This window comes from Pseudomonas inefficax (genome assembly GCF_032164165.1).
Lineage (GTDB): Bacteria > Pseudomonadota > Gammaproteobacteria > Pseudomonadales > Pseudomonadaceae > Aquipseudomonas > Aquipseudomonas inefficax.
The window spans coordinates 728265-745767 of the sequence record NZ_CP134401.1; the positions used below are offsets into that span (position 1 = coordinate 728265).

The window sequence follows — 17503 nt, forward strand, 5'->3', positions numbered from 1 at the left end:
CTCAAGCCTTGCACCAAGGCTGGCAACGCCTCTCCCACAGGCATGGCCACGTTGCAACAAATGTGGGAGCGGGCTTGCCCCGCGAAGCGCCGCGCGGGCGGCGCTCGATCTCCTAGGCGCTGAAAATGCCATGACCTACCCCCAGCCACCCCTGCGCCTTAGAACCGAAATCACATGAAACTAATTACATTTCGCATTTGACAATCATTATCATTCTGAATAGCTTGTCGCCCGTCGTAGGAAGCTTCCCAAATTTGGGTGCGTCCTTTCCTCTCTGTGACAAGGTGATTTCCATGGCGGAACAACTATCCACAAGTAAGTGCGATTCACCATTACTCCAGGCCTTCGTCGACAACCGCAGCATCCTGGTCAAGATCGCTGCCCGCATCACCGGCTGCCGGTCGCGCGCCGAAGATGTGGTGCAGGATGCCTTTTTCCGGCTCAGCGCCGCCCCGCAGATCACCTCGTCATTCAAGGCGCAGCTGAGCTACCTGTTCCAGATCGTGCGCAACCTGGCCATCGACCACTATCGCAAGCAGGCGATGGAGCTGAAGTACTCCGGCAGCGAGGAGGAAGGCATGAACGTGGTCGTGCAAAATGCCTCCCCCGAAGCCACCCACATCAACCTCGCTGCGCTGGATGACATTGCCGAGGCGCTGAACGAACTTCCCCAGCGCACCCGCTATGCCTTCGAGATGTACCGCCTGCATGGCGTGCCGCAGAAAGACATTGCCAAGGAGCTGGGCGTGTCGCCGACGCTGGTCAACTTCATGATCCGAGATGCGCTGGTGCATTGCCGCAAGACGGCCAGTCGGCAGGCCTGATCCTTCAAGGTGGCTGAGGGCGCGTGTGGGAGCGGGTTTACCCGCGAACACCGGCATAGCCGGTGCCATGCATCATGTCGCATTCTTCGCGGGTGAACCCGCTCCCACAAGGCCGCACAGCGGCCCCTTGGCCCTCAAGCCAGTTTGCAACGCTCGAAAAACCGCTCCCGCCCCAGGATCATCAACGCCGCCCGCTTGTGCGGGAAGTCGAACTCCTTGTCGCAGTGGAAGCACTGGTCGTGCATGTAGCCGATCATCTTGCCGTTGTCTGCACGCGGCTCGGCCACCACCCGCTGGGTGCGCGGGTCATCCAGGAACAGGTAGTGCACCAGCGCCGAAAGCCAGCTGGCCACCTTGTGCGGCCCGCGGTGGCTCTCCTCCCCTACCAGCATGTGGATGCCGCGGTCGTAGTCGTCGGCCGGATAGAACGGCGCAATGCGGTCTTCCTTGGCCCAGTACGCCTCGAAGTAGGCAAACGGCTGGTCATCGAAGCAGCCGATCAGCGTCAACGCATGCGGGTCGGCCTCGAGTTTGCCCAGGTATTCGCGGTGCTGCGCAAGGGTGCCAGCCTCTTGCCAGAACGCCGCTACCCGCGGGTTGTTCTGCCAGCGGTTGAAGCGTTCAAGGTCGTGCTCGATCTCCAAGGTACGCAGCGATACCCAACTGCCCAGACGCGTATCGAAGCGCCGGTACACCTCGCCACGAGGCTTGGGCACGCGGCGTGGGTGGCGTTTGCCGTCGCTGATCTGCATCTGCTGCGGGTATGCCACATCGGCCCGTTCGCCTAGCCACGGTTGTGGCAGTTGCCAGAACAGCGCCCGCTCGCACAGGTATTGTCCAGGCTGCTCACCAGCCAGCAGCAGGCCACTGGCCAATGCCTGAGGCAACGGCTCGGGCAGGTGCCAGGCCAGGCGCTGGCAGGCGGTGTTGCGGGCCAGTAACCAATAACAGGCGGCCCACAATGCCTGATAGGGGCGCTCGGGGCACAGCCGCTCGAGGTGAACATGCGGGGTAGCGCCCACCTCCAGGCGCAACTCGATCAGTGGGCGGCCTTCGAGGGACAGGCTCAGCCAGCTGTCACCCTCCTCGGCACTGAGGCTGCGCCAGCGTGGCGCGGACTGGGGCTGCGAAGCGGCATCGAACGGCATGGGCTTGACTCACGGCAATGATGAAAAGGCTCACTGCTGAAAACGTTGCCGCACTACGGGAATTTAGTCGTGGGGGGCGGCCACCGTGATGCGGTAGGGCTCGAAGATGCGCGCCAGCTCGCCGCTTTCGCGCAGGGCGCGCAGCAGTGCCGCGAACGACTGCTCGCCGATGGGTGCCCCCGGGCGCAGCAAGGCATAGTGGTGATAGACCTGGTCGATGCGCTGCGAGGGCACCAATTGCTCCCGGGTAGCCGGGTTGCGCGCCAGGAAATCGCTGAGGTAGGAGCGTGTGACCAAGGCGATGTCGGCGCGGCCGGCCTGCACCATCAGCAAGTTGCTGTCGTGGGAATAGGTCAGGGTCGCGTTGAATGTCTTGCGCAGGTAGTCCGGGTCGGAGTTGAAGCCGGCGAACGCATAGTGGTAGCCGTTGAACAGCGCCAGGCGCTTGCCGTGCAGGTCGTCGAAGTAACTCGGGTCACGGCCATTGGCCTGGCGGGCGACGAACACCTCGGCATCTTCCAGGCCCATGTCCACGCTGCGGTGGGCGATCTGCTGCCAGCCCCACGCCGGGTTCTCGAAAATGGCCATGTCGGTGCGGCCTTGCTGAAGGTCACCAAAACGCCGCTGGATGGAGGTGGGCACCACGACGAAGCGGTAGCGCTGCTGCGCGCGGTTGAGCGCTTCGACCAGCTGCGGCAACAGGCCGCTGTCGGCACCCTGCTCGGGGCGTACCGTGTACGGCGGGAAATGCGCCGCACCAATCCTCACCTCGACGGCATCGGCAGCCCATGCCGGCGCCGCCAGCCAGAACACGGCCAGCAGCATCAGTGGAGAGAGGGCCTTGAGGCCGGGCGCTGGAGTCAAGACGGACACTCATCACGGTTCATGCCTGGGTCCGCCTAAGCTAGGCGTTTTCCGTTCCGGGCACAACTGCCGGTTGGTGGCACTTTGCGCCAAAGCTGCGGGCAAATTGCCAGGGGGTGCCGGATGCCCTGAGTTTGGCTACGCTCTAGCAGGATCTGCAAGGGAGCCTGGTATGGGCCATTGGTTGGTGATCGACCTGGAAGCCACCACCGACGATGGTGGGTGGCCGGTCACAGAGATGGAAGTCATTGAAATCGGCGCAAGCCTGGTTACCCGCGAAGGCCGCGAGGTCGACCACTTCCAGCGCTTCGTGAAGCCTCGGCGGCGGCCGCAGTTGACACCGTTCTGTCGTGAGCTGACCCATATCAGCCAGGCCAGCGTGGACAGTGCCGCGTCGTTCCGCGAAGTATGGGCAAGCTTCGAGCATTGGCTCGGGCACCACCGTGGGCAGCTTCAGGCCTGGGTCAGCTGGGGCGACTACGACCGCCAGCAATTGCACCAGGAGTGGCAGCAGCATGGGCTGGACAGCCTGCTGCGGACCCTGCCGCACATCAACCTCAAGCAACGCTTCGCCAAGGCCCGCCACCTGCAGCGCCCTGCTGGGCTCAATGGTGCACTGCAGTTGGCTGGCATGCACTTTTGCGGGCAGCAGCATCGGGCCCTGGAAGATGCGCGCAATACCGCGCGGCTGCTGCCGTTGAGCCTGCCGGCGGACGCTACCTGAAAGCAGATGACGAGGCCCGTGGGCTTGGGCATACTGGCCAGCCCTTTTTCATCTCCCCTTTCAGGAGTCGCCCATGTTCCAGGTCAACGAGTACTTCAACGGCACCGTCAAGTCGATCGCATTCGCGGGCGAAGAAGGCCCGGCCACTGTCGGTGTGATGGCCCCGGGCGAATACGAGTTTGGCACTGCCAAGCGCGAGATCATGCACGTGGTTTCGGGTGCGCTGACCGTGAAGCTGCCAGGTAGCGACAACTGGGAAACTTTCAAGGCAGGCGACAAGTTCAACGTGCCGGCTGACAGCAAGTTCCAGCTGCAGGTGAAGGTGGATACCGCTTACCTGTGCGAGTACCGCGACTAAGCAGTAGCCTGTTTCGGCCTCTTCGCGGGTAAACCCGCTCCCACAGGTACTGCACAGCTTTCAGCCTTGTTGTGAACCTGTGGGAGCGGGTTCACCCGCGAAGAATCCAGCACTATCGCGACAGGAATGCCGCAACCTTTTCGGCCGCCGCCTGCAAATGCTGCTCATGGCTGAACCCCGAGGCCTTCAGCGGCTTCAGGTCATGATCCCCCGCCACCAGCCAGCTCACCTCGATCGCCGGCGATAACGCATACCCTGCCACCGCCTCGCGGTTACCCAGCGCATCGCGCTCGCCCTGCACGATCAACGTCGGCGTCTGTAACTCCGCCAGGTGCTCGACTCGTGGCTTCTCCGGTTTGCCCACCGCATAGAACGGATAACCCAGGCACACCAGCGCATCCGCCCCCAATTCATCGGCCAACAGGCTGGCCATGCGCCCGCCCATGGACTTGCCTCCCACCGCCAGCTTGCCCGCGACCAAAGGTCGCACCTGCCGGTACACCTCGCGCCAGCATTCCAGCAACACCTTCTGCGGGTTTGGCGGCCGCTTGCCGCCGGAAACCCTGCGCTCGGCCATGTACGGGAACTCGAAGCGCACTACCCCTACCCCAAGCGCCGCAAGCCTTTGCGCCATTTCGTCCATGAAGCCGCTGTCCATCGGCGCGCCTGCGCCGTGGGCCAGGATCAGGCAGCCCCTGTAACCGCCATTGCCCCGAACGTGCGGGGGATCGCAGCGCAAGCCTGGGACATTTCCGACCTTCGCCCATTGATCCCCGTCAATACCGGCACTTTGCCCATTAATCATGCTTGCCTCGCTGTAAAGCCTGCCAAATAACCGTGGATGGGAACCCATACATGAACACAACCAGCAGTACCGCCTATAACTACAAGGTGGTCCGCCAATTCGCCATCATGACGGTGGTGTGGGGAATCGTCGGGATGGGGCTCGGCGTCTTCATCGCCGCCCAGCTCGCCTGGCCTTCCCTCAACTTCGACCTCCCCTGGACCAGCTTCGGCCGCCTGCGTCCCCTGCATACCAATGCGGTGATCTTCGCCTTCGGCGGCTGTGCGCTGTTCGCCACCTCCTATTATTCGGTGCAACGCACCTGCCAGACCACCCTGTTCGCACCGGGCCTGGCCGCGTTCACCTTCTGGGGCTGGCAACTGGTGATCCTGCTGGCGGCCATCAGCCTGCCGCTGGGCTACACCAGCTCCAAGGAATACGCCGAACTGGAATGGCCGATCGACATCCTGATCACTATCGTCTGGGTGAGCTACGCCATCGTGTTCTTCGGCACGCTGATGAAGCGCAACACCAAGCACATCTACGTCGGTAACTGGTTCTTCGGCGGGTTCATCCTCACCGTGGCGATGCTGCACATCGTCAACAACCTGGAACTGCCAGTCAGCATGACCAAGTCGTACTCGATCTACGCCGGCGCTACCGACGCCATGGTGCAGTGGTGGTACGGGCACAACGCGGTGGGCTTCTTCCTGACCGCGGGCTTCCTTGGGATGATGTACTACTACGTGCCCAAGCAGGCCGAACGCCCGGTGTATTCCTATCGCCTGTCGATCGTGCACTTCTGGGCGCTGATCACCCTGTACATCTGGGCCGGCCCACACCACCTGCACTACACCGCCCTGCCCGATTGGGCGCAGTCGCTGGGCATGGTGATGTCGCTGATCCTGCTGGCACCAAGCTGGGGCGGCATGATCAACGGCATGATGACCCTGTCCGGCGCCTGGCACAAACTGCGCAGCGACCCGATCCTGCGCTTCCTCGTGGTGTCGCTGGCGTTCTACGGCATGTCCACCTTCGAAGGCCCGATGATGGCCATCAAGACGGTCAACGCCCTGTCCCACTACACCGACTGGACCATCGGCCACGTGCACGCCGGCGCCCTCGGCTGGGTGGCGATGATCTCGATCGGTGCGCTGTACCACACCATCCCGAAAGTGTTCGGCAAGGAGCGCATGTACAGCATCGGCCTGATCAACGCGCACTTCTGGCTGGCTACCATCGGTACGGTGCTGTACATCGCCTCGATGTGGGTCAACGGCATCGCCCAGGGCCTGATGTGGCGCGCGGTCAACAGCGACGGCACGCTCACCTACTCGTTCGTGGAAACCCTGGTGGCCAGCCACCCAGGCTTCATCGTGCGCTTCGTCGGCGGTGCGATCTTCCTCAGCGGCATGTTCCTGATGGCCTGGAACACCTGGCGCACCGTGCGTTCGCCGGCGCTCGATGTCGCCCCTGCGAACGCCCAGCTGGCTTGAGGAGACCTGCCTGATGAAACATGAAGTCATCGAGAAAAACGTCGGCCTGCTGGCCCTGCTGATGGTGTTTGCCGTCAGTATCGGCGGCCTGACCCAGATCGTCCCGCTGTTCTTCCAGGACGTCACCAACAAGCCGGTGGAAGGCATGAAGCCTTACACCGCGCTGCAGCTGGAAGGCCGCGACATCTACATCCGCGAAGGCTGCGTGGGCTGCCACTCGCAGATGATCCGCCCGTTCCGCGCCGAAACCGAGCGCTATGGCCACTACTCGGTGGCTGGTGAAAGCGTGTGGGACCACCCGTTCCTGTGGGGCTCCAAGCGCACCGGGCCAGACCTGGCCCGGGTCGGCGGCCGCTACTCGGACGACTGGCACCGTGCACACCTGTACAACCCGCGCAACGTGGTGCCGGAATCGAAGATGCCGTCGTACCCATGGCTGGTCGCCCAGCAGGTCGACAACAGCCATACCGACACCAAGATGCGCACCTTGCGCACCCTCGGTGTGCCGTACAGCGACGACGACATCGCCGGAGCCCGCGACGCGGTCAAGGGCAAGACCGAGATGGACGCCCTGGTCGCCTACCTGCAGGTGCTCGGCACCGCGATCAAGAACAAGAGGTGAATGCGATGGGAATGGACATCGGCATGATCCGCGGCCTGGGTACCCTGGTGGTGATGATCGCCTTCATCGGCCTCACCCTGTGGGTATTCAACCGCCGCCGCGACCATGATTTCGCCGAAGCGCGCCTGCTGCCCTTCGTCGACGACCGCCTGCCGTCTGCCGGACAGGAACCTGCTGCAAAAAGGAGTAACGGGCAATGACCACCTTCTGGAGTACGTACATCTGCGTACTGACCATTGGTAGCCTGGTTGGCCTGACCTGGCTGCTGCTCGCCACCCGCAAGGGCCAGAGCAACAACACCACCGACCAGACCATGGGCCACAGCTTCGACGGCATCGAGGAATACGACAACCCGCTGCCCAAGTGGTGGTTCTGGCTGTTCGTCGGCACCCTGGTGTTCTCGGTCGGCTACCTGATCCTCTACCCGGGCCTGGGCAACTGGAAGGGCATCTTGCCGGGCTATGAAAATGGCTGGACCGGCGCCAACGAATGGCAGAAGGAAATGGACAAGGCCGACGCAAAATTCGGCCCGATCTTCGCAAAGTATGCTGCCATGCCCGTGGAAGAAGTGGCCAAGGACCCGCAGGCGCTGAAGATGGGCAGCCGCCTGTTCGCCTCCAACTGCTCGGTGTGCCACGGCTCGGATGCCAAGGGTGCCTTTGGCTTCCCAAACCTCACCGACAAGGACTGGCGCTGGGGTGGTGAAGCGGAAACCATCAAGGCTTCGATCCTGAACGGCCGCCATGGCGTGATGCCGGCCTGGGCTGAGGTGATTGGCGAGCAGGGCGTGGCCGATGTGGCTGCGTTCGTGCTGACCAGCATGGACGGCCGCAGCCTGCCGGAAGGCGCCAAGGCCGACCCGGCCAAGGGCAAGGAGATCTTCGCCGGCAACTGCGTGGCCTGCCACGGGCCTGAAGGCAAGGGCACTCCGGCCATGGGCGCGCCAGACCTGACCCACCCGCAGGCGTTCATCTACGGGTCGAGCTTTGCCCAGCTGCAGCAGACCATTCGCTATGGTCGCCAGGGTCAGATGCCGGCGCAGGCGGAGATCCAGGGCAACGACAAGGTGCACCTGCTGGCGGCATATGTGTATAGCCTGTCGCAGGATCAAGCTTCGCCAGACCTGACTGCCAAGTAACACCCCTTCGCGGGCTCGCCCGCTCCCACAGGTTAACCACAGATTTCAAGCATTGTGGTGAACCTGTGGGAGCGGGCAAGCCCGCGAAGGGCTGCAAAGCGGCCCCTCTCCCCGCTCTACCCCTCCTTGCACCCCCTCCGAACACAACTAAGCTTGTTGCCTCAGTGGGCCTCGCTCCGAAAGGACCGAAGCAGACACGGCGCGTAGCCTGTCGCCGTCCCGATAAAAAGCTTGACCGATCGATCAGAAAAAGGCGAAAAACGGTACACATTACAAATATTTATTTGTGTACAATCGTCCAGACCCGATCGCTGCGGGACATCAGTGAACGGGCTCGGGCACGGGTCGGCGTACCAAAGTTGCGTTGCAGTAACCCTGATGGTTATCAATACTGGCGCCGATTTTTCGACCAACAAGAACATCAAAACCGTGGAACCTTAGCAATGAGCACAGCAATCAGTCCGACTGCTTATAACTATAAGGTCGTCCGCCAGTTCGCCATCATGACGGTGGTCTGGGGGATCCTTGGCATGGGCCTCGGCGTCTTCATCGCCTCGCAGCTGGTATGGCCGCAACTGAACCTGGACCTGCCCTGGACCAGCTTCGGCCGCCTGCGCCCGCTGCACACCAACCTGGTGATCTTCGCCTTCGGGGGCTGTGCGCTGTTTGGCACCAGCTACTACGTGGTGCAGCGCACCTGCCAGACCCGGCTGATATCAGACAGCATGGCCGCCTTCACCTTCTGGGGTTGGCAGGCGGTGATCGTCGGGGCGCTGATCACCCTGCCGATGGGCTACACCACCACCAAGGAATACGCCGAGCTCGAGTGGCCGCTGGCGATCCTGCTGGCCATCGTCTGGGTCACCTACGGGCTGGTGTTCTTCGGCACCATCGTCAAGCGCAAGACCAAGCACATCTATGTCGGCAACTGGTTCTACGGCGCCTTCATCGTGGTTACCGCGATGCTGCACATCGTCAACCACATCTCGCTGCCGGTAAGCCTGTTCAAGTCGTACTCGGCCTACTCCGGCGCTACCGATGCGATGATCCAGTGGTGGTACGGCCACAACGCCGTGGGCTTCTTCCTTACCACCGGCTTCCTGGGGATGATGTACTACTTCGTACCCAAGCAGGCCGAACGCCCGATCTACTCGTATCGCCTGTCGATCGTGCACTTCTGGGCGCTGATCACCCTGTACATCTGGGCCGGCCCGCACCACCTGCACTACACCGCGCTGCCTGACTGGGCACAGTCGCTGGGCATGGTGATGTCGATCATCCTGCTGGCACCAAGCTGGGGCGGCATGATCAACGGCATGATGACCCTGTCCGGTGCCTGGCACAAACTGCGCACCGACCCGATCCTGCGCTTCCTGGTGGTGTCGCTGGCGTTCTACGGCATGTCCACCTTCGAAGGCCCGATGATGGCCATCAAGACCGTGAACTCGCTGTCGCACTACACCGACTGGACCATCGGCCACGTTCACGCCGGCGCCCTCGGCTGGGTAGCGATGATCTCGATCGGCGCCGTGTACCACATGATCCCGCGCCTGTATGGCCGCGAGCAGATGCACAGCGTCGGCCTGATCAACGCGCACTTCTGGCTGGCCACCATCGGTACCGTGCTGTACATCGCCTCGATGTGGGTAAACGGCATCACCCAGGGCCTGATGTGGCGCGCCATCAACGATGACGGCACCCTCACCTACTCCTTCGTCGAAGCCCTGCAAGCCAGCCACCCTGGCTATATCGTCCGCGCCCTGGGCGGTGCGTTCTTCGCCAGCGGCATGCTGCTGATGGCCTACAACGTGTTCCGCACCGTACGTGCCGCCAACCCGGCACAGGCAGAGGAAGCCGCCAAGATCGTCGTCGTGGGAGCGCACTGATGAAGCATGAAGCCGTCGAGAAGAACATAGGCCTGCTGGCCTTCTTCATGGTCATCGCCGTGAGCGTCGGTGGCCTGACCCAGATCGTCCCGCTGTTTTTCCAGGACGTCACCAACAAGCCCGTGGAAGGCATGAAGCCGCGCACCGCGCTGGAACTTGAGGGCCGCGATATCTACATCCGCGAAGGCTGCGTGGGCTGCCACTCGCAGATGATCCGCCCGTTCCGTGCCGAAACCGAGCGCTATGGCCACTACTCGGTGGCCGGTGAAAGCGTGTGGGACCACCCGTTCCTGTGGGGCTCCAAGCGTACCGGGCCGGACCTGGCCCGGGTCGGTGGCCGCTACTCCGATGACTGGCACCGTGCGCACCTGTACAACCCGCGCAACGTGGTACCGGAATCGAAGATGCCGTCCTACCCGTGGCTGGTCGAGCACAAGCTCGATGGCAAGGACACCGCGAAGAAGATGGAAGTGCTGCGCACCCTCGGTGTGCCGTACACCGACGCCGACATCGCCGGGGCCAGCGACGCGGTCAAGGGCAAGACCGAAATGGACGCCATCGTCGCGTACCTCCAGGGTCTTGGCACCATCATCAAGAGCAAACGGTGACGCTGATGGATATCGGGATGATTCGCGGCCTGGGCACCGTCGTGGTGATGGTGGCATTCGTGGGCCTGGCGCTGTGGGTGTTCAACCCACGGCGCAAGAAGGACTTCGACGAAGCGACCCAACTGCCCTTCGCGGATGACCCCGAAGCCAGCCGGCACGTCGAGCAAGCAAAAGCTTCTGGGAGCAAAAAACAATGACAACCTTCTGGAGTCTGTACGTTACCGTCCTGACCCTGGGCACCATCTTCTCGTTGACCTGGCTGCTGCTGTCGACCCGCAAGGGCCAGCGCGAAGAGGTCACCGACGAAACCGTCGGGCATGCCTTCGATGGCATCGAGGAATACGACAACCCGCTGCCGAAATGGTGGTTCTGGCTGTTCGTCGGCACCATCGTCTTCGCCCTCGGCTACCTGGTGCTGTACCCAGGCCTGGGCAACTGGAAAGGCGTCCTGCCGGGCTACTCGTACCTGGATAACGACAAGCAGACCGAGTTCTCCAACGGCCAGCCAGGCTGGACCGGCGTGCATGAGTGGGAAAAGGAAATGGCCAAGGCCGACGCCCGCTTCGGGCCGATCTTCGCCAAGTTCGCCGCCATGCCAATCGAAGAAGTGGCCAAGGACCCGCAGGCACTGAAGATGGGCGCGCGGCTGTTTGCCTCGAACTGCTCGGTTTGCCACGGCTCCGACGCCAAGGGCGCCTTCGGCTTCCCCAACCTCACCGACAACGACTGGCGCTGGGGCGGCGAGCCGGACACCATCAAGACCACCATCATGGGCGGCCGCCACGGCGTGATGCCGGCCTGGGCCGAGGTGATCGGTGACCAGGGCGTGGCCGATGTGGCCGCGTTCGTGGTCAGCAAGCTCGATGGCCGTACGCTGCCAGAGGGCGTGAAGGCCGATGCCGAGAACGGGCAGAAGATCTTCGCCGCCAACTGCGTGGCCTGTCACGGGCCTGAGGGCAAGGGTACGCCGGCAATGGGCGCACCGAACCTGACCCACCCGCAGGCGTTCATCTACGGTTCAAGCTTTGCCCAGTTGCAGCAGACCATCCGCTACGGTCGCCAGGGACAGATGCCGGCCCAGGAGCAGCTGCAAGGTAATGACAAGGTGCACTTGCTGGCTGCGTATGTGTACAGCCTGTCGCAGCAGGCTGAGCCGGCCAAGGCCGAGTAAGCAGGCCCGGCCTCTTCGCGGGTAAACCTGCTCCCACAGGTACTGCGCTTGCCTCAGGACCTGTGCGATCCCTGTGGGAGCGGGTTCACCCGCGAAGAGGCCAGCAAAGACACAGCATTTCTCTCAGGGAAATGACCTGGATCAATTGACACCCGCCATAACACGATTCATACCACGAACCCAACGCGACTAAAGGTCGCAGTGCAGCCCCATACTGCCATCAGCGGCGTATCATGGGCCGCAGAGCGCTAGCAGATTGCGCGAGACTGCGGCCGGCACGCACTGGCTGCGGCGTTTCTCCACTGCCGTGGGACTTGATGATGAGCAAGCAAATTCCGGTACATGACGTCACCCCGCCTGCCAACAAAGGGAAGGATTCCGTCGACCTCTACGCCTCCCGGGAAAAGATCTACACCCGTGCCTTCACCGGCCTGTTCCGACGCCTGCGCATGGTCGGCGGGGCTGTGCTGTTCCTGCTGTACTTCGGCACCGTGTGGTTGAACTGGGGCGGCCACCAGGCCGTGTGGTGGAACCTGCCCGAGCGCAAGTTCTACATCTTCGGCGCCACCATCTGGCCGCAAGACTTCATCCTGCTTTCAGGCATCCTCATCGTGGCCGCCTTCGGTCTGTTCTTCATCACCGTGTTCGCCGGCCGCGTGTGGTGCGGCTACACCTGCCCGCAAAGCGTGTGGACATGGATTTTCATGTGGTGCGAAAAGGTCACCGAGGGCGACCGCAACCAGCGCATGAAGCTCGACAAAGCCCCCATGAGCGGCAACAAGTTCCTGCGCAAGTTCGCCAAGCACAGCCTGTGGCTGCTGATCGGTTTCGTCACCGGCATGACCTTCGTCGGCTATTTCTCGCCGATCCGTGAACTGGCCACCGAATTCTTCACAGGCCAGGCGGACGGCTGGGCCTACTTCTGGGTCGGCTTCTTCACCCTCGCCACCTACGGCAACGCCGGCTGGCTGCGCGAGCAGGTATGCGTGTACATGTGCCCCTATGCGCGCTTCCAGAGCGTGATGTTCGACAAGGACACGCTGATCGTTTCCTACGACCCGCGCCGTGGCGAAACCCGCGGCCCGCGTAAAAAGGACCTGGACTACAAGGCCGCGGGCCTGGGTGACTGCATCGACTGCACCATGTGCGTGCAAGTCTGCCCCACCGGCATCGACATCCGTGACGGCCTGCAGATCGAGTGCATCGGCTGCGCCGCGTGCATCGACGCCTGCGACAACATCATGGACAAGATGAACTACCCCAGGGGGCTGATCAGCTACACCACCGAGCACAACCTTTCCGGGCAGAAGACCCACCTGCTGCGCCCGCGCCTGATCGGCTATGCCCTGGTACTGCTGGTGATGATCGTCGGCCTGGCCACCGCCTTCGCCACCCGTTCGCTGGTCGGTTTCGACGTGAGCAAGGACCGCGTGCTGTACCGCGAGAACGCCCAGGGCCGGATCGAGAACGTGTACAGCCTGAAGGTGATGAACAAGGACCAGCGTGACCACGTCTACGTGCTGGACGCCACCGGCCTGCCGGACCTGAAGCTTGAAGGCCAGCGCGAGATCCGCGTGGACGCTGGTGATATCGTCAGCCTGCCGGTGCAGCTGTCGATCGCGCCCGAGAAACTGCCGTCGACCACCAACGAAATCACCTTCATCCTCAAGAGCGCCGATGACAGCGACGCCCAGGTTGAAGCCAAGAGCCGCTTCATCGGCCCACAGATCCGCTAAGAGAGATAACCCACAATGCCTGCCACCGCCGCCAGCCCCTGGTACAAGCACCTCTGGCCCTGGATCATCATCGGCATCCTCGCCACCTCGGTGTGCCTGAGCCTGACCATGGTCAGCATCGCCGTGCACAACCCGGACAACCTGGTGAACGACAACTACTACGAGGCAGGCAAGGGCATCAACCGCTCGCTGGACCGGGAACTGCTGGCACAGACGCTGGGCCTGAAGGCCGGCGTGCACCTGGACGAGCTGACCGGCGAAGTGGACGTGCGCCTGGCCGGCAACAGCGACCCGCAGAGCCTGGAGCTGAACCTGATATCGCCAACCCAGCCGGAGAAAGACCGCAAGGTGCTGCTGAGCCGGGTCGAGGCTGGGCGCTATGTGGGGCAGCTGGAAGACAAGGTTGACGGGCGTCGCTTCGTCGAGCTGCTGGGCAGCGAAGGTGGCCAGGTTTGGCGCTTGTTCGAGGAGGAGAAAGTGGAGCATGGTGTGACCTTGCAGCTGGGTGATGAAGCCTTGCAAGGTGCCGAGCACCAATAAACGCACCTCCGCCGCGCCCTGTGGGAGCGGGTTCACCCGCGAATGCGTCAGATCAGGCGATGATGTTTTCAGGTCTGACGCATTCGCGGGTAAACCCGCTCCCACAGGTGCCTTGCCCAGCCGGCCGATATGTTTAAGGCAACGATGTGATGACCCAACCCACCCCCTGCTACCACTGCGCCCTGCCCGTCCCCGCCGGCAGCCGCTTCACCGCCGTGGTTCTCGGCCAGCCCCGGCAGTTCTGCTGCCCCGGCTGCCAGGCGGTGGCCGAATCGATCGTTGCCGGTGGCCTGGAGCACTACTACCAGCACCGCAGCGACAACAGCGCCAACCCCGAGGCCCTGCCCAAGCAGCTCCAGGACGAACTGGCCCTCTACGACCGCAGCGACGTACAGCAAACCTTCGTTCGCCATGCTGGCGACCTGGCCGAAACCACCCTGCTGGTCGAAGGCATCAGCTGCGCCGCCTGCGGCTGGCTGATCGAAAAGCACCTGCGCAACCTGCCCGGCGTCGCCGAGGCGCGCCTGAACCTGTCCAACCACCGCCTGCTGCTGAACTGGGATGACAAGCAACTGCCGCTCTCGCGCCTGCTCGCCGAGCTGCGCCAGATCGGCTACGCCGCACACCCCTATCAGCCCGACCAGGCCGCCGAGCAACTGGCCCGCGAGAACCGCAGCGCCCTGCGCCGCCTGGGCGTGGCCGGGCTGCTGTGGTTCCAGGCAATGATGGCAACCATGGCCACCTGGCCGGAATTCAACATCGACCTGTCGCCCGAGCTGCACACCATCCTGCGCTGGGTGGCGCTGTTCCTGACCATCCCCATCGTGTTCTACAGCTGCGCTCCGTTCTTCAAGGGCGCGGCACGCGACCTGCGTACCCGCCACCTGACCATGGACGTTTCGGTGTCACTGGCCATTGGCCTGGCCTTCGGCGCCGGCATCTGGACCGCTATCACCGGCAGCGGCGAGCTGTATTTCGACACCGTGGGCATGTTCGCGCTGTTCCTGCTCACTGGCCGTTACCTGGAGCGCCGCGCCCGCGAACGCACCGCTGCGGCCACTGCGCAGCTGGTGAACCTGCTGCCGGCCTCGTGCCTGCGCCTGGATGCTATCGGCCGCAGCGAACGCATCCTGCTCAGCGAACTGCAGTGCGGTGACACGGTACAGGTGCTGCCAGGCGCGGTAATCCCCGCCGACGGGCGCATCGTCGAAGGCCGCTCCAGCGTCGATGAGTCTTTACTGACCGGTGAATACCTGCCGCAGCCGCGGCAGGTCGGCGAGCGGGTCACCGGCGGTACCCTGAACGTTGAAAGCACCCTGAACGTGGCAGTCGAAGCCCTCGGCCACGACTCGCGGCTGTCGGCCATCGTCCGCCTGCTGGAGCGCGCCCAGACCGAAAAACCACGCCTGGCCGAAATCGCCGACCGGGCCTCGCAGTGGTTCCTGCTGTTCTCGCTGCTGGCCGCCGCGGCCATCGGCCTGTGGTGGTGGTACCTGGACCCGGCGCGGGCGTTCTGGATCGTGCTGGCCATGCTGGTAGCGACCTGCCCTTGCGCGCTGTCCCTGGCCACACCGACGGCGCTGACCGCGGCCACCGGCACCTTGCACAAGCTCGGCCTGCTGGTGACCCGTGGCCATGTACTGGAAGGCCTGAACCAGATCGACACGGTGATTTTCGACAAGACCGGCACGCTGACCGAAGGCCGCCTGACCTTGCGCAGCATTCGCCCGCTCGGCAGCCTGCCCGCCGAGCGCTGCCTGGCCCTGGCTGCAGCGCTGGAGAACCGCTCCGAACACCCCATCGCCCGTGCCTTCGGCCGTACCGCCACGCCTGCTGACGATGTGCAGACCATACCGGGCCTGGGCCTGGAAGGGCTGGTCGAAGGCCAGCGCCTGCGTATTGGCCAGGCCACCTTCGTCTGCGCCCTGAGCGGCGCGGAAATCCCCGGCGTCCCAGAGCCGCGCGGCCAGTGGCTGCTGCTGGGCGACCGCCAAGGCCCGCTGGCCTGGTTCAGCCTGGACGACCGCCTGCGCGACGATGCCCCAGCCCTGCTGGCGGCCTGCAAGGCCAGGGGCTGGCGCACGCTGTTGCTGTCTGGCGACAGCTCGCCGATGGTTGCCGAAGTAGCTGCGCAGTTGGGCATCGACCAGGCCATCGGTGGCCTGCGCCCGGACGACAAACTGGACCGGCTGAAGGCGCTGCAGGCCGCCGGGCGCAAGGTGCTGATGCTGGGTGACGGAGTCAACGACGTGCCGGTTCTGGCCGCCGCCGACATCAGCATCGCCATGGGCAGCGCCACCGACCTGGCCAAGACCAGCGCCGACGCCGTGCTGCTGTCCAACCGCCTGCAGGCGCTGGTACAAGCCTTCGAGCTGGCCCGCCGGACCCGCCGCAACATCGTCGAGAACCTGCTGTGGGCGACCCTGTATAATGGCCTGATGTTGCCGTTCGCCGCGCTTGGCTGGATCACTCCGGTCTGGGCGGCCATCGGCATGTCGGTAAGTTCACTGATCGTGGTACTCAACGCCCTGCGCCTGACCCGCCTGCCCCTGGCATCGGGCTTGCCAGCGAACGAAGCGCCCTTGCCCGCGAGGAAGTCGCCATGCCCGCCCTCTATGTCATGATCCCCGCGGCCCTGCTGTTGGTCGGCGTGGCCGTGTACATCTTCTTCTGGGCGGTGGACAGCGGCCAGTACGACGACCTGGAAAGCCCTGCCCACAGCATCCTGTTCGACGACCAGGACCCGCGCCACCAGGCGGCGGTGAAGCCTGACGACAACCAGGCCGAGACCGACAAGGGATCCCCGCCCCGTGCCTGACCTGCTGCCCCTGCTGGGCTCGGCGTTGATCCTCGGCCTGCTCGGCGGTGGCCACTGCCTGGGCATGTGCGGCGGCCTGATGGGTGCGCTGACCCTTGCCATACCGCCCGAACAACGTGGCCGACGCTTGCGCCTGCTGCTGGCCTACAACCTTGGGCGCATTCTCAGCTATGCCTGTGCCGGCCTGCTGCTGGGCCTGGCCGGCTGGGCCGTGGCCAGCAGCCCAGCGGCCCTGGGGCTGCGCGTGGTGGCGGCGCTGCTGTTGATCGCCATGGGGTTGTACCTGGCCGGCTGGTGGAGCGGGCTGACCCGCATCGAGGCACTGGGCCGGGGGCTGTGGCGGCATATCCAGCCGGTGGCATCCCGCTTGCTGCCAGTGTCCAGCCTGCCCCGGGCGTTGTTGCTGGGGGCCTTGTGGGGGTGGTTGCCATGCGGGCTGGTGTACAGCACCTTGCTGTGGGCGGCCAGCCAGGGCAATGCCGGGTACAGCGCGGCGCTGATGCTGGCGTTCGGTGTGGGAACCTGGCCAGTGCTGCTGGCTACCGGCTTGGCTGCGGAACGGGTAAACATTTTGTTGAAACGGCGCAGTGTGCGAGTGGCTGGCGGGGTGCTGGTGATGCTGTTTGGTATCTGGACGCTGCCTGGGCCGCATCAGCATTGGTTGATGGGGCATTGATTGGGGGCCGCCGTGCGGCCCTTCGCGGGCATGCCCGCTCCCACAGGGCCCTGCGAACGGCTGATAGCAGCCCCAATGCCCTTGATACAAATCAACACAGATTCCTACAG

Annotated in this window: 19 protein-coding genes; 16 read left to right on the plus strand and 3 right to left on the minus strand. The window is 63.8% G+C overall.

The window, feature by feature from the left end; translation table 11 throughout:
* The first annotated feature begins 293 nt into the window (after nucleotides 1-293).
* Complete coding sequence (locus RIN61_RS03235) at nucleotides 294-824, plus strand: RNA polymerase factor sigma-70 (protein WP_112253014.1); 531 nt, start codon at nucleotides 294-296, stop codon at nucleotides 822-824.
* Nucleotides 825-958: 134 nt separating this feature from the next.
* Here RIN61_RS03235 and RIN61_RS03240 read toward each other — a convergent pair whose 3' ends face one another.
* Both RIN61_RS03240 and RIN61_RS03245 read right to left on the minus strand, forming a co-directional pair.
* Nucleotides 959-1972, minus strand: coding sequence for a GNAT family N-acetyltransferase (locus RIN61_RS03240; protein WP_112253015.1), 1014 nt, complete (start codon nucleotides 1970-1972; stop codon nucleotides 959-961).
* Between the two features lie 63 nt (nucleotides 1973-2035).
* On the minus strand, nucleotides 2036-2836 hold the full coding sequence (locus RIN61_RS03245) for a substrate-binding periplasmic protein (protein ID WP_252378355.1): 801 nt from the start codon (nucleotides 2834-2836) through the stop codon (nucleotides 2036-2038).
* A 172-nt stretch (nucleotides 2837-3008) separates the two neighbouring features.
* On the opposite strand from RIN61_RS03245, the gene RIN61_RS03250 reads away from it, so the two are divergent.
* Nucleotides 3009-3560, plus strand: a complete 552-nt coding sequence (locus tag RIN61_RS03250; RefSeq protein ID WP_112253017.1) for a 3'-5' exonuclease — start codon at nucleotides 3009-3011, stop codon at nucleotides 3558-3560.
* 73 nt (nucleotides 3561-3633) lie between these two features.
* Nucleotides 3634-3918 carry a pyrimidine/purine nucleoside phosphorylase gene (gene ppnP / locus RIN61_RS03255; RefSeq protein ID WP_003259920.1) on the plus strand — a complete coding sequence of 95 codons (285 nt, stop codon included), beginning with the start codon at nucleotides 3634-3636 and terminating at the stop codon, nucleotides 3916-3918.
* Between the two features lie 112 nt (nucleotides 3919-4030).
* On the opposite strand, the gene RIN61_RS03260 is transcribed toward ppnP, so the two are convergent.
* Nucleotides 4031-4723, minus strand: a complete 693-nt coding sequence (locus RIN61_RS03260) for an alpha/beta family hydrolase (RefSeq protein ID WP_112253018.1) — start codon at nucleotides 4721-4723, stop codon at nucleotides 4031-4033.
* Nucleotides 4724-4773: 50 nt separating this feature from the next.
* Here RIN61_RS03260 and ccoN (RIN61_RS03265) point away from each other — a divergent pair, with 50 nt between their 5' ends.
* From ccoN (RIN61_RS03265) to RIN61_RS03325, 13 genes are all read left to right on the plus strand, one after another.
* Nucleotides 4774-6198: a cytochrome-c oxidase, cbb3-type subunit I gene (ccoN, locus tag RIN61_RS03265; protein ID WP_207878121.1), complete on the plus strand. Its 1425-nt coding sequence runs from the start codon at nucleotides 4774-4776 to the stop codon at nucleotides 6196-6198.
* Between the two features lie 13 nt (nucleotides 6199-6211).
* Nucleotides 6212-6820 (plus strand): cytochrome-c oxidase, cbb3-type subunit II, encoded by a 609-nt coding sequence (ccoO, locus tag RIN61_RS03270; protein WP_112253019.1) that lies wholly within the window; start codon nucleotides 6212-6214, stop codon nucleotides 6818-6820.
* 5 nt (nucleotides 6821-6825) lie between these two features.
* On the plus strand, nucleotides 6826-7020 hold the full coding sequence (locus tag RIN61_RS03275; protein WP_087499892.1) for a cbb3-type cytochrome oxidase subunit 3: 195 nt from the start codon (nucleotides 6826-6828) through the stop codon (nucleotides 7018-7020).
* Nucleotides 7017-7958 carry a cytochrome-c oxidase, cbb3-type subunit III gene (gene ccoP / locus RIN61_RS03280; RefSeq protein ID WP_313855759.1) on the plus strand — a complete coding sequence of 314 codons (942 nt, stop codon included), beginning with the start codon at nucleotides 7017-7019 and terminating at the stop codon, nucleotides 7956-7958. Before RIN61_RS03275 ends, ccoP (RIN61_RS03280) begins: the two co-directional genes overlap by 4 nt.
* A 443-nt stretch (nucleotides 7959-8401) precedes the next feature.
* On the plus strand, nucleotides 8402-9844 hold the full coding sequence (gene ccoN, locus RIN61_RS03285) for a cytochrome-c oxidase, cbb3-type subunit I (RefSeq protein ID WP_114170175.1): 1443 nt from the start codon (nucleotides 8402-8404) through the stop codon (nucleotides 9842-9844).
* The gene (gene ccoO, locus RIN61_RS03290; protein WP_112253022.1) at nucleotides 9844-10452 is read left to right on the plus strand and encodes a cytochrome-c oxidase, cbb3-type subunit II; all 609 of its coding nucleotides are present in this window, start codon (nucleotides 9844-9846) and stop codon (nucleotides 10450-10452) included. Before ccoN (RIN61_RS03285) ends, ccoO (RIN61_RS03290) begins: the two co-directional genes overlap by 1 nt.
* A 5-nt stretch (nucleotides 10453-10457) precedes the next feature.
* Nucleotides 10458-10649, plus strand: coding sequence for a CcoQ/FixQ family Cbb3-type cytochrome c oxidase assembly chaperone (locus tag RIN61_RS03295; protein ID WP_003259925.1), 192 nt, complete (start codon nucleotides 10458-10460; stop codon nucleotides 10647-10649).
* Nucleotides 10646-11623 (plus strand): cytochrome-c oxidase, cbb3-type subunit III, encoded by a 978-nt coding sequence (gene ccoP / locus RIN61_RS03300; protein ID WP_112253023.1) that lies wholly within the window; start codon nucleotides 10646-10648, stop codon nucleotides 11621-11623. The genes RIN61_RS03295 and ccoP (RIN61_RS03300) overlap by 4 nt, the downstream gene beginning before the upstream one ends.
* Nucleotides 11624-11943: 320 nt before the next feature.
* On the plus strand, nucleotides 11944-13359 hold the full coding sequence (gene ccoG, locus RIN61_RS03305; protein WP_313855765.1) for a cytochrome c oxidase accessory protein CcoG: 1416 nt from the start codon (nucleotides 11944-11946) through the stop codon (nucleotides 13357-13359).
* Nucleotides 13360-13374: 15 nt separating this feature from the next.
* Entirely contained in the window at nucleotides 13375-13899 is a 525-nt protein-coding gene (locus tag RIN61_RS03310) for a FixH family protein (protein ID WP_075045875.1), read from the plus strand.
* A 149-nt stretch (nucleotides 13900-14048) separates the two neighbouring features.
* The gene (locus tag RIN61_RS03315; RefSeq protein ID WP_313855768.1) at nucleotides 14049-16523 is read left to right on the plus strand and encodes a heavy metal translocating P-type ATPase; all 2475 of its coding nucleotides are present in this window, start codon (nucleotides 14049-14051) and stop codon (nucleotides 16521-16523) included.
* Nucleotides 16502-16717: a cbb3-type cytochrome oxidase assembly protein CcoS gene (gene ccoS, locus RIN61_RS03320; protein WP_252378214.1), complete on the plus strand. Its 216-nt coding sequence runs from the start codon at nucleotides 16502-16504 to the stop codon at nucleotides 16715-16717. The genes RIN61_RS03315 and ccoS overlap by 22 nt, the downstream gene beginning before the upstream one ends.
* Nucleotides 16710-17393, plus strand: coding sequence for a sulfite exporter TauE/SafE family protein (locus RIN61_RS03325; protein ID WP_112253027.1), 684 nt, complete (start codon nucleotides 16710-16712; stop codon nucleotides 17391-17393). Before ccoS ends, RIN61_RS03325 begins: the two co-directional genes overlap by 8 nt.
* Nucleotides 17394-17503: the final 110 nt, after the last annotated feature.

Excerpts from the sequence above, each read along its gene's own strand:
- RIN61_RS03235 (WP_112253014.1), top strand. The coding sequence starts at position 294 with ATGGCGGAACAACTATCCACAAGTAAGTGCGATTCACCATTACTCCAG.
- ccoG (WP_313855765.1), top strand. The coding sequence starts at position 11,944 with ATGAGCAAGCAAATTCCGGTACATGACGTCACCCCGCCTGCCAACAAA.
- ccoS (WP_252378214.1), top strand. The coding sequence starts at position 16,502 with ATGCCCGCCCTCTATGTCATGATCCCCGCGGCCCTGCTGTTGGTCGGC.
- ccoO (WP_112253022.1), top strand. The coding sequence starts at position 9,844 with ATGAAGCATGAAGCCGTCGAGAAGAACATAGGCCTGCTGGCCTTCTTC.
- RIN61_RS03260 (WP_112253018.1), bottom strand. The coding sequence starts at position 4,723 with ATGATTAATGGGCAAAGTGCCGGTATTGACGGGGATCAATGGGCGAAG.
- ccoO (WP_112253019.1), top strand. The coding sequence starts at position 6,212 with ATGAAACATGAAGTCATCGAGAAAAACGTCGGCCTGCTGGCCCTGCTG.
- RIN61_RS03295 (WP_003259925.1), top strand. The coding sequence starts at position 10,458 with ATGGATATCGGGATGATTCGCGGCCTGGGCACCGTCGTGGTGATGGTG.
- ppnP (WP_003259920.1), top strand. The coding sequence starts at position 3,634 with ATGTTCCAGGTCAACGAGTACTTCAACGGCACCGTCAAGTCGATCGCA.
- RIN61_RS03310 (WP_075045875.1), top strand. The coding sequence starts at position 13,375 with ATGCCTGCCACCGCCGCCAGCCCCTGGTACAAGCACCTCTGGCCCTGG.
- ccoP (WP_313855759.1), top strand. The coding sequence starts at position 7,017 with ATGACCACCTTCTGGAGTACGTACATCTGCGTACTGACCATTGGTAGC.
- ccoN (WP_207878121.1), top strand. The coding sequence starts at position 4,774 with ATGAACACAACCAGCAGTACCGCCTATAACTACAAGGTGGTCCGCCAA.
- RIN61_RS03240 (WP_112253015.1), bottom strand. The coding sequence starts at position 1,972 with ATGCCGTTCGATGCCGCTTCGCAGCCCCAGTCCGCGCCACGCTGGCGC.
- RIN61_RS03275 (WP_087499892.1), top strand. The coding sequence starts at position 6,826 with ATGGGAATGGACATCGGCATGATCCGCGGCCTGGGTACCCTGGTGGTG.
- RIN61_RS03315 (WP_313855768.1), top strand. The coding sequence starts at position 14,049 with ATGACCCAACCCACCCCCTGCTACCACTGCGCCCTGCCCGTCCCCGCC.
- ccoN (WP_114170175.1), top strand. The coding sequence starts at position 8,402 with ATGAGCACAGCAATCAGTCCGACTGCTTATAACTATAAGGTCGTCCGC.
- ccoP (WP_112253023.1), top strand. The coding sequence starts at position 10,646 with ATGACAACCTTCTGGAGTCTGTACGTTACCGTCCTGACCCTGGGCACC.
- RIN61_RS03250 (WP_112253017.1), top strand. The coding sequence starts at position 3,009 with ATGGGCCATTGGTTGGTGATCGACCTGGAAGCCACCACCGACGATGGT.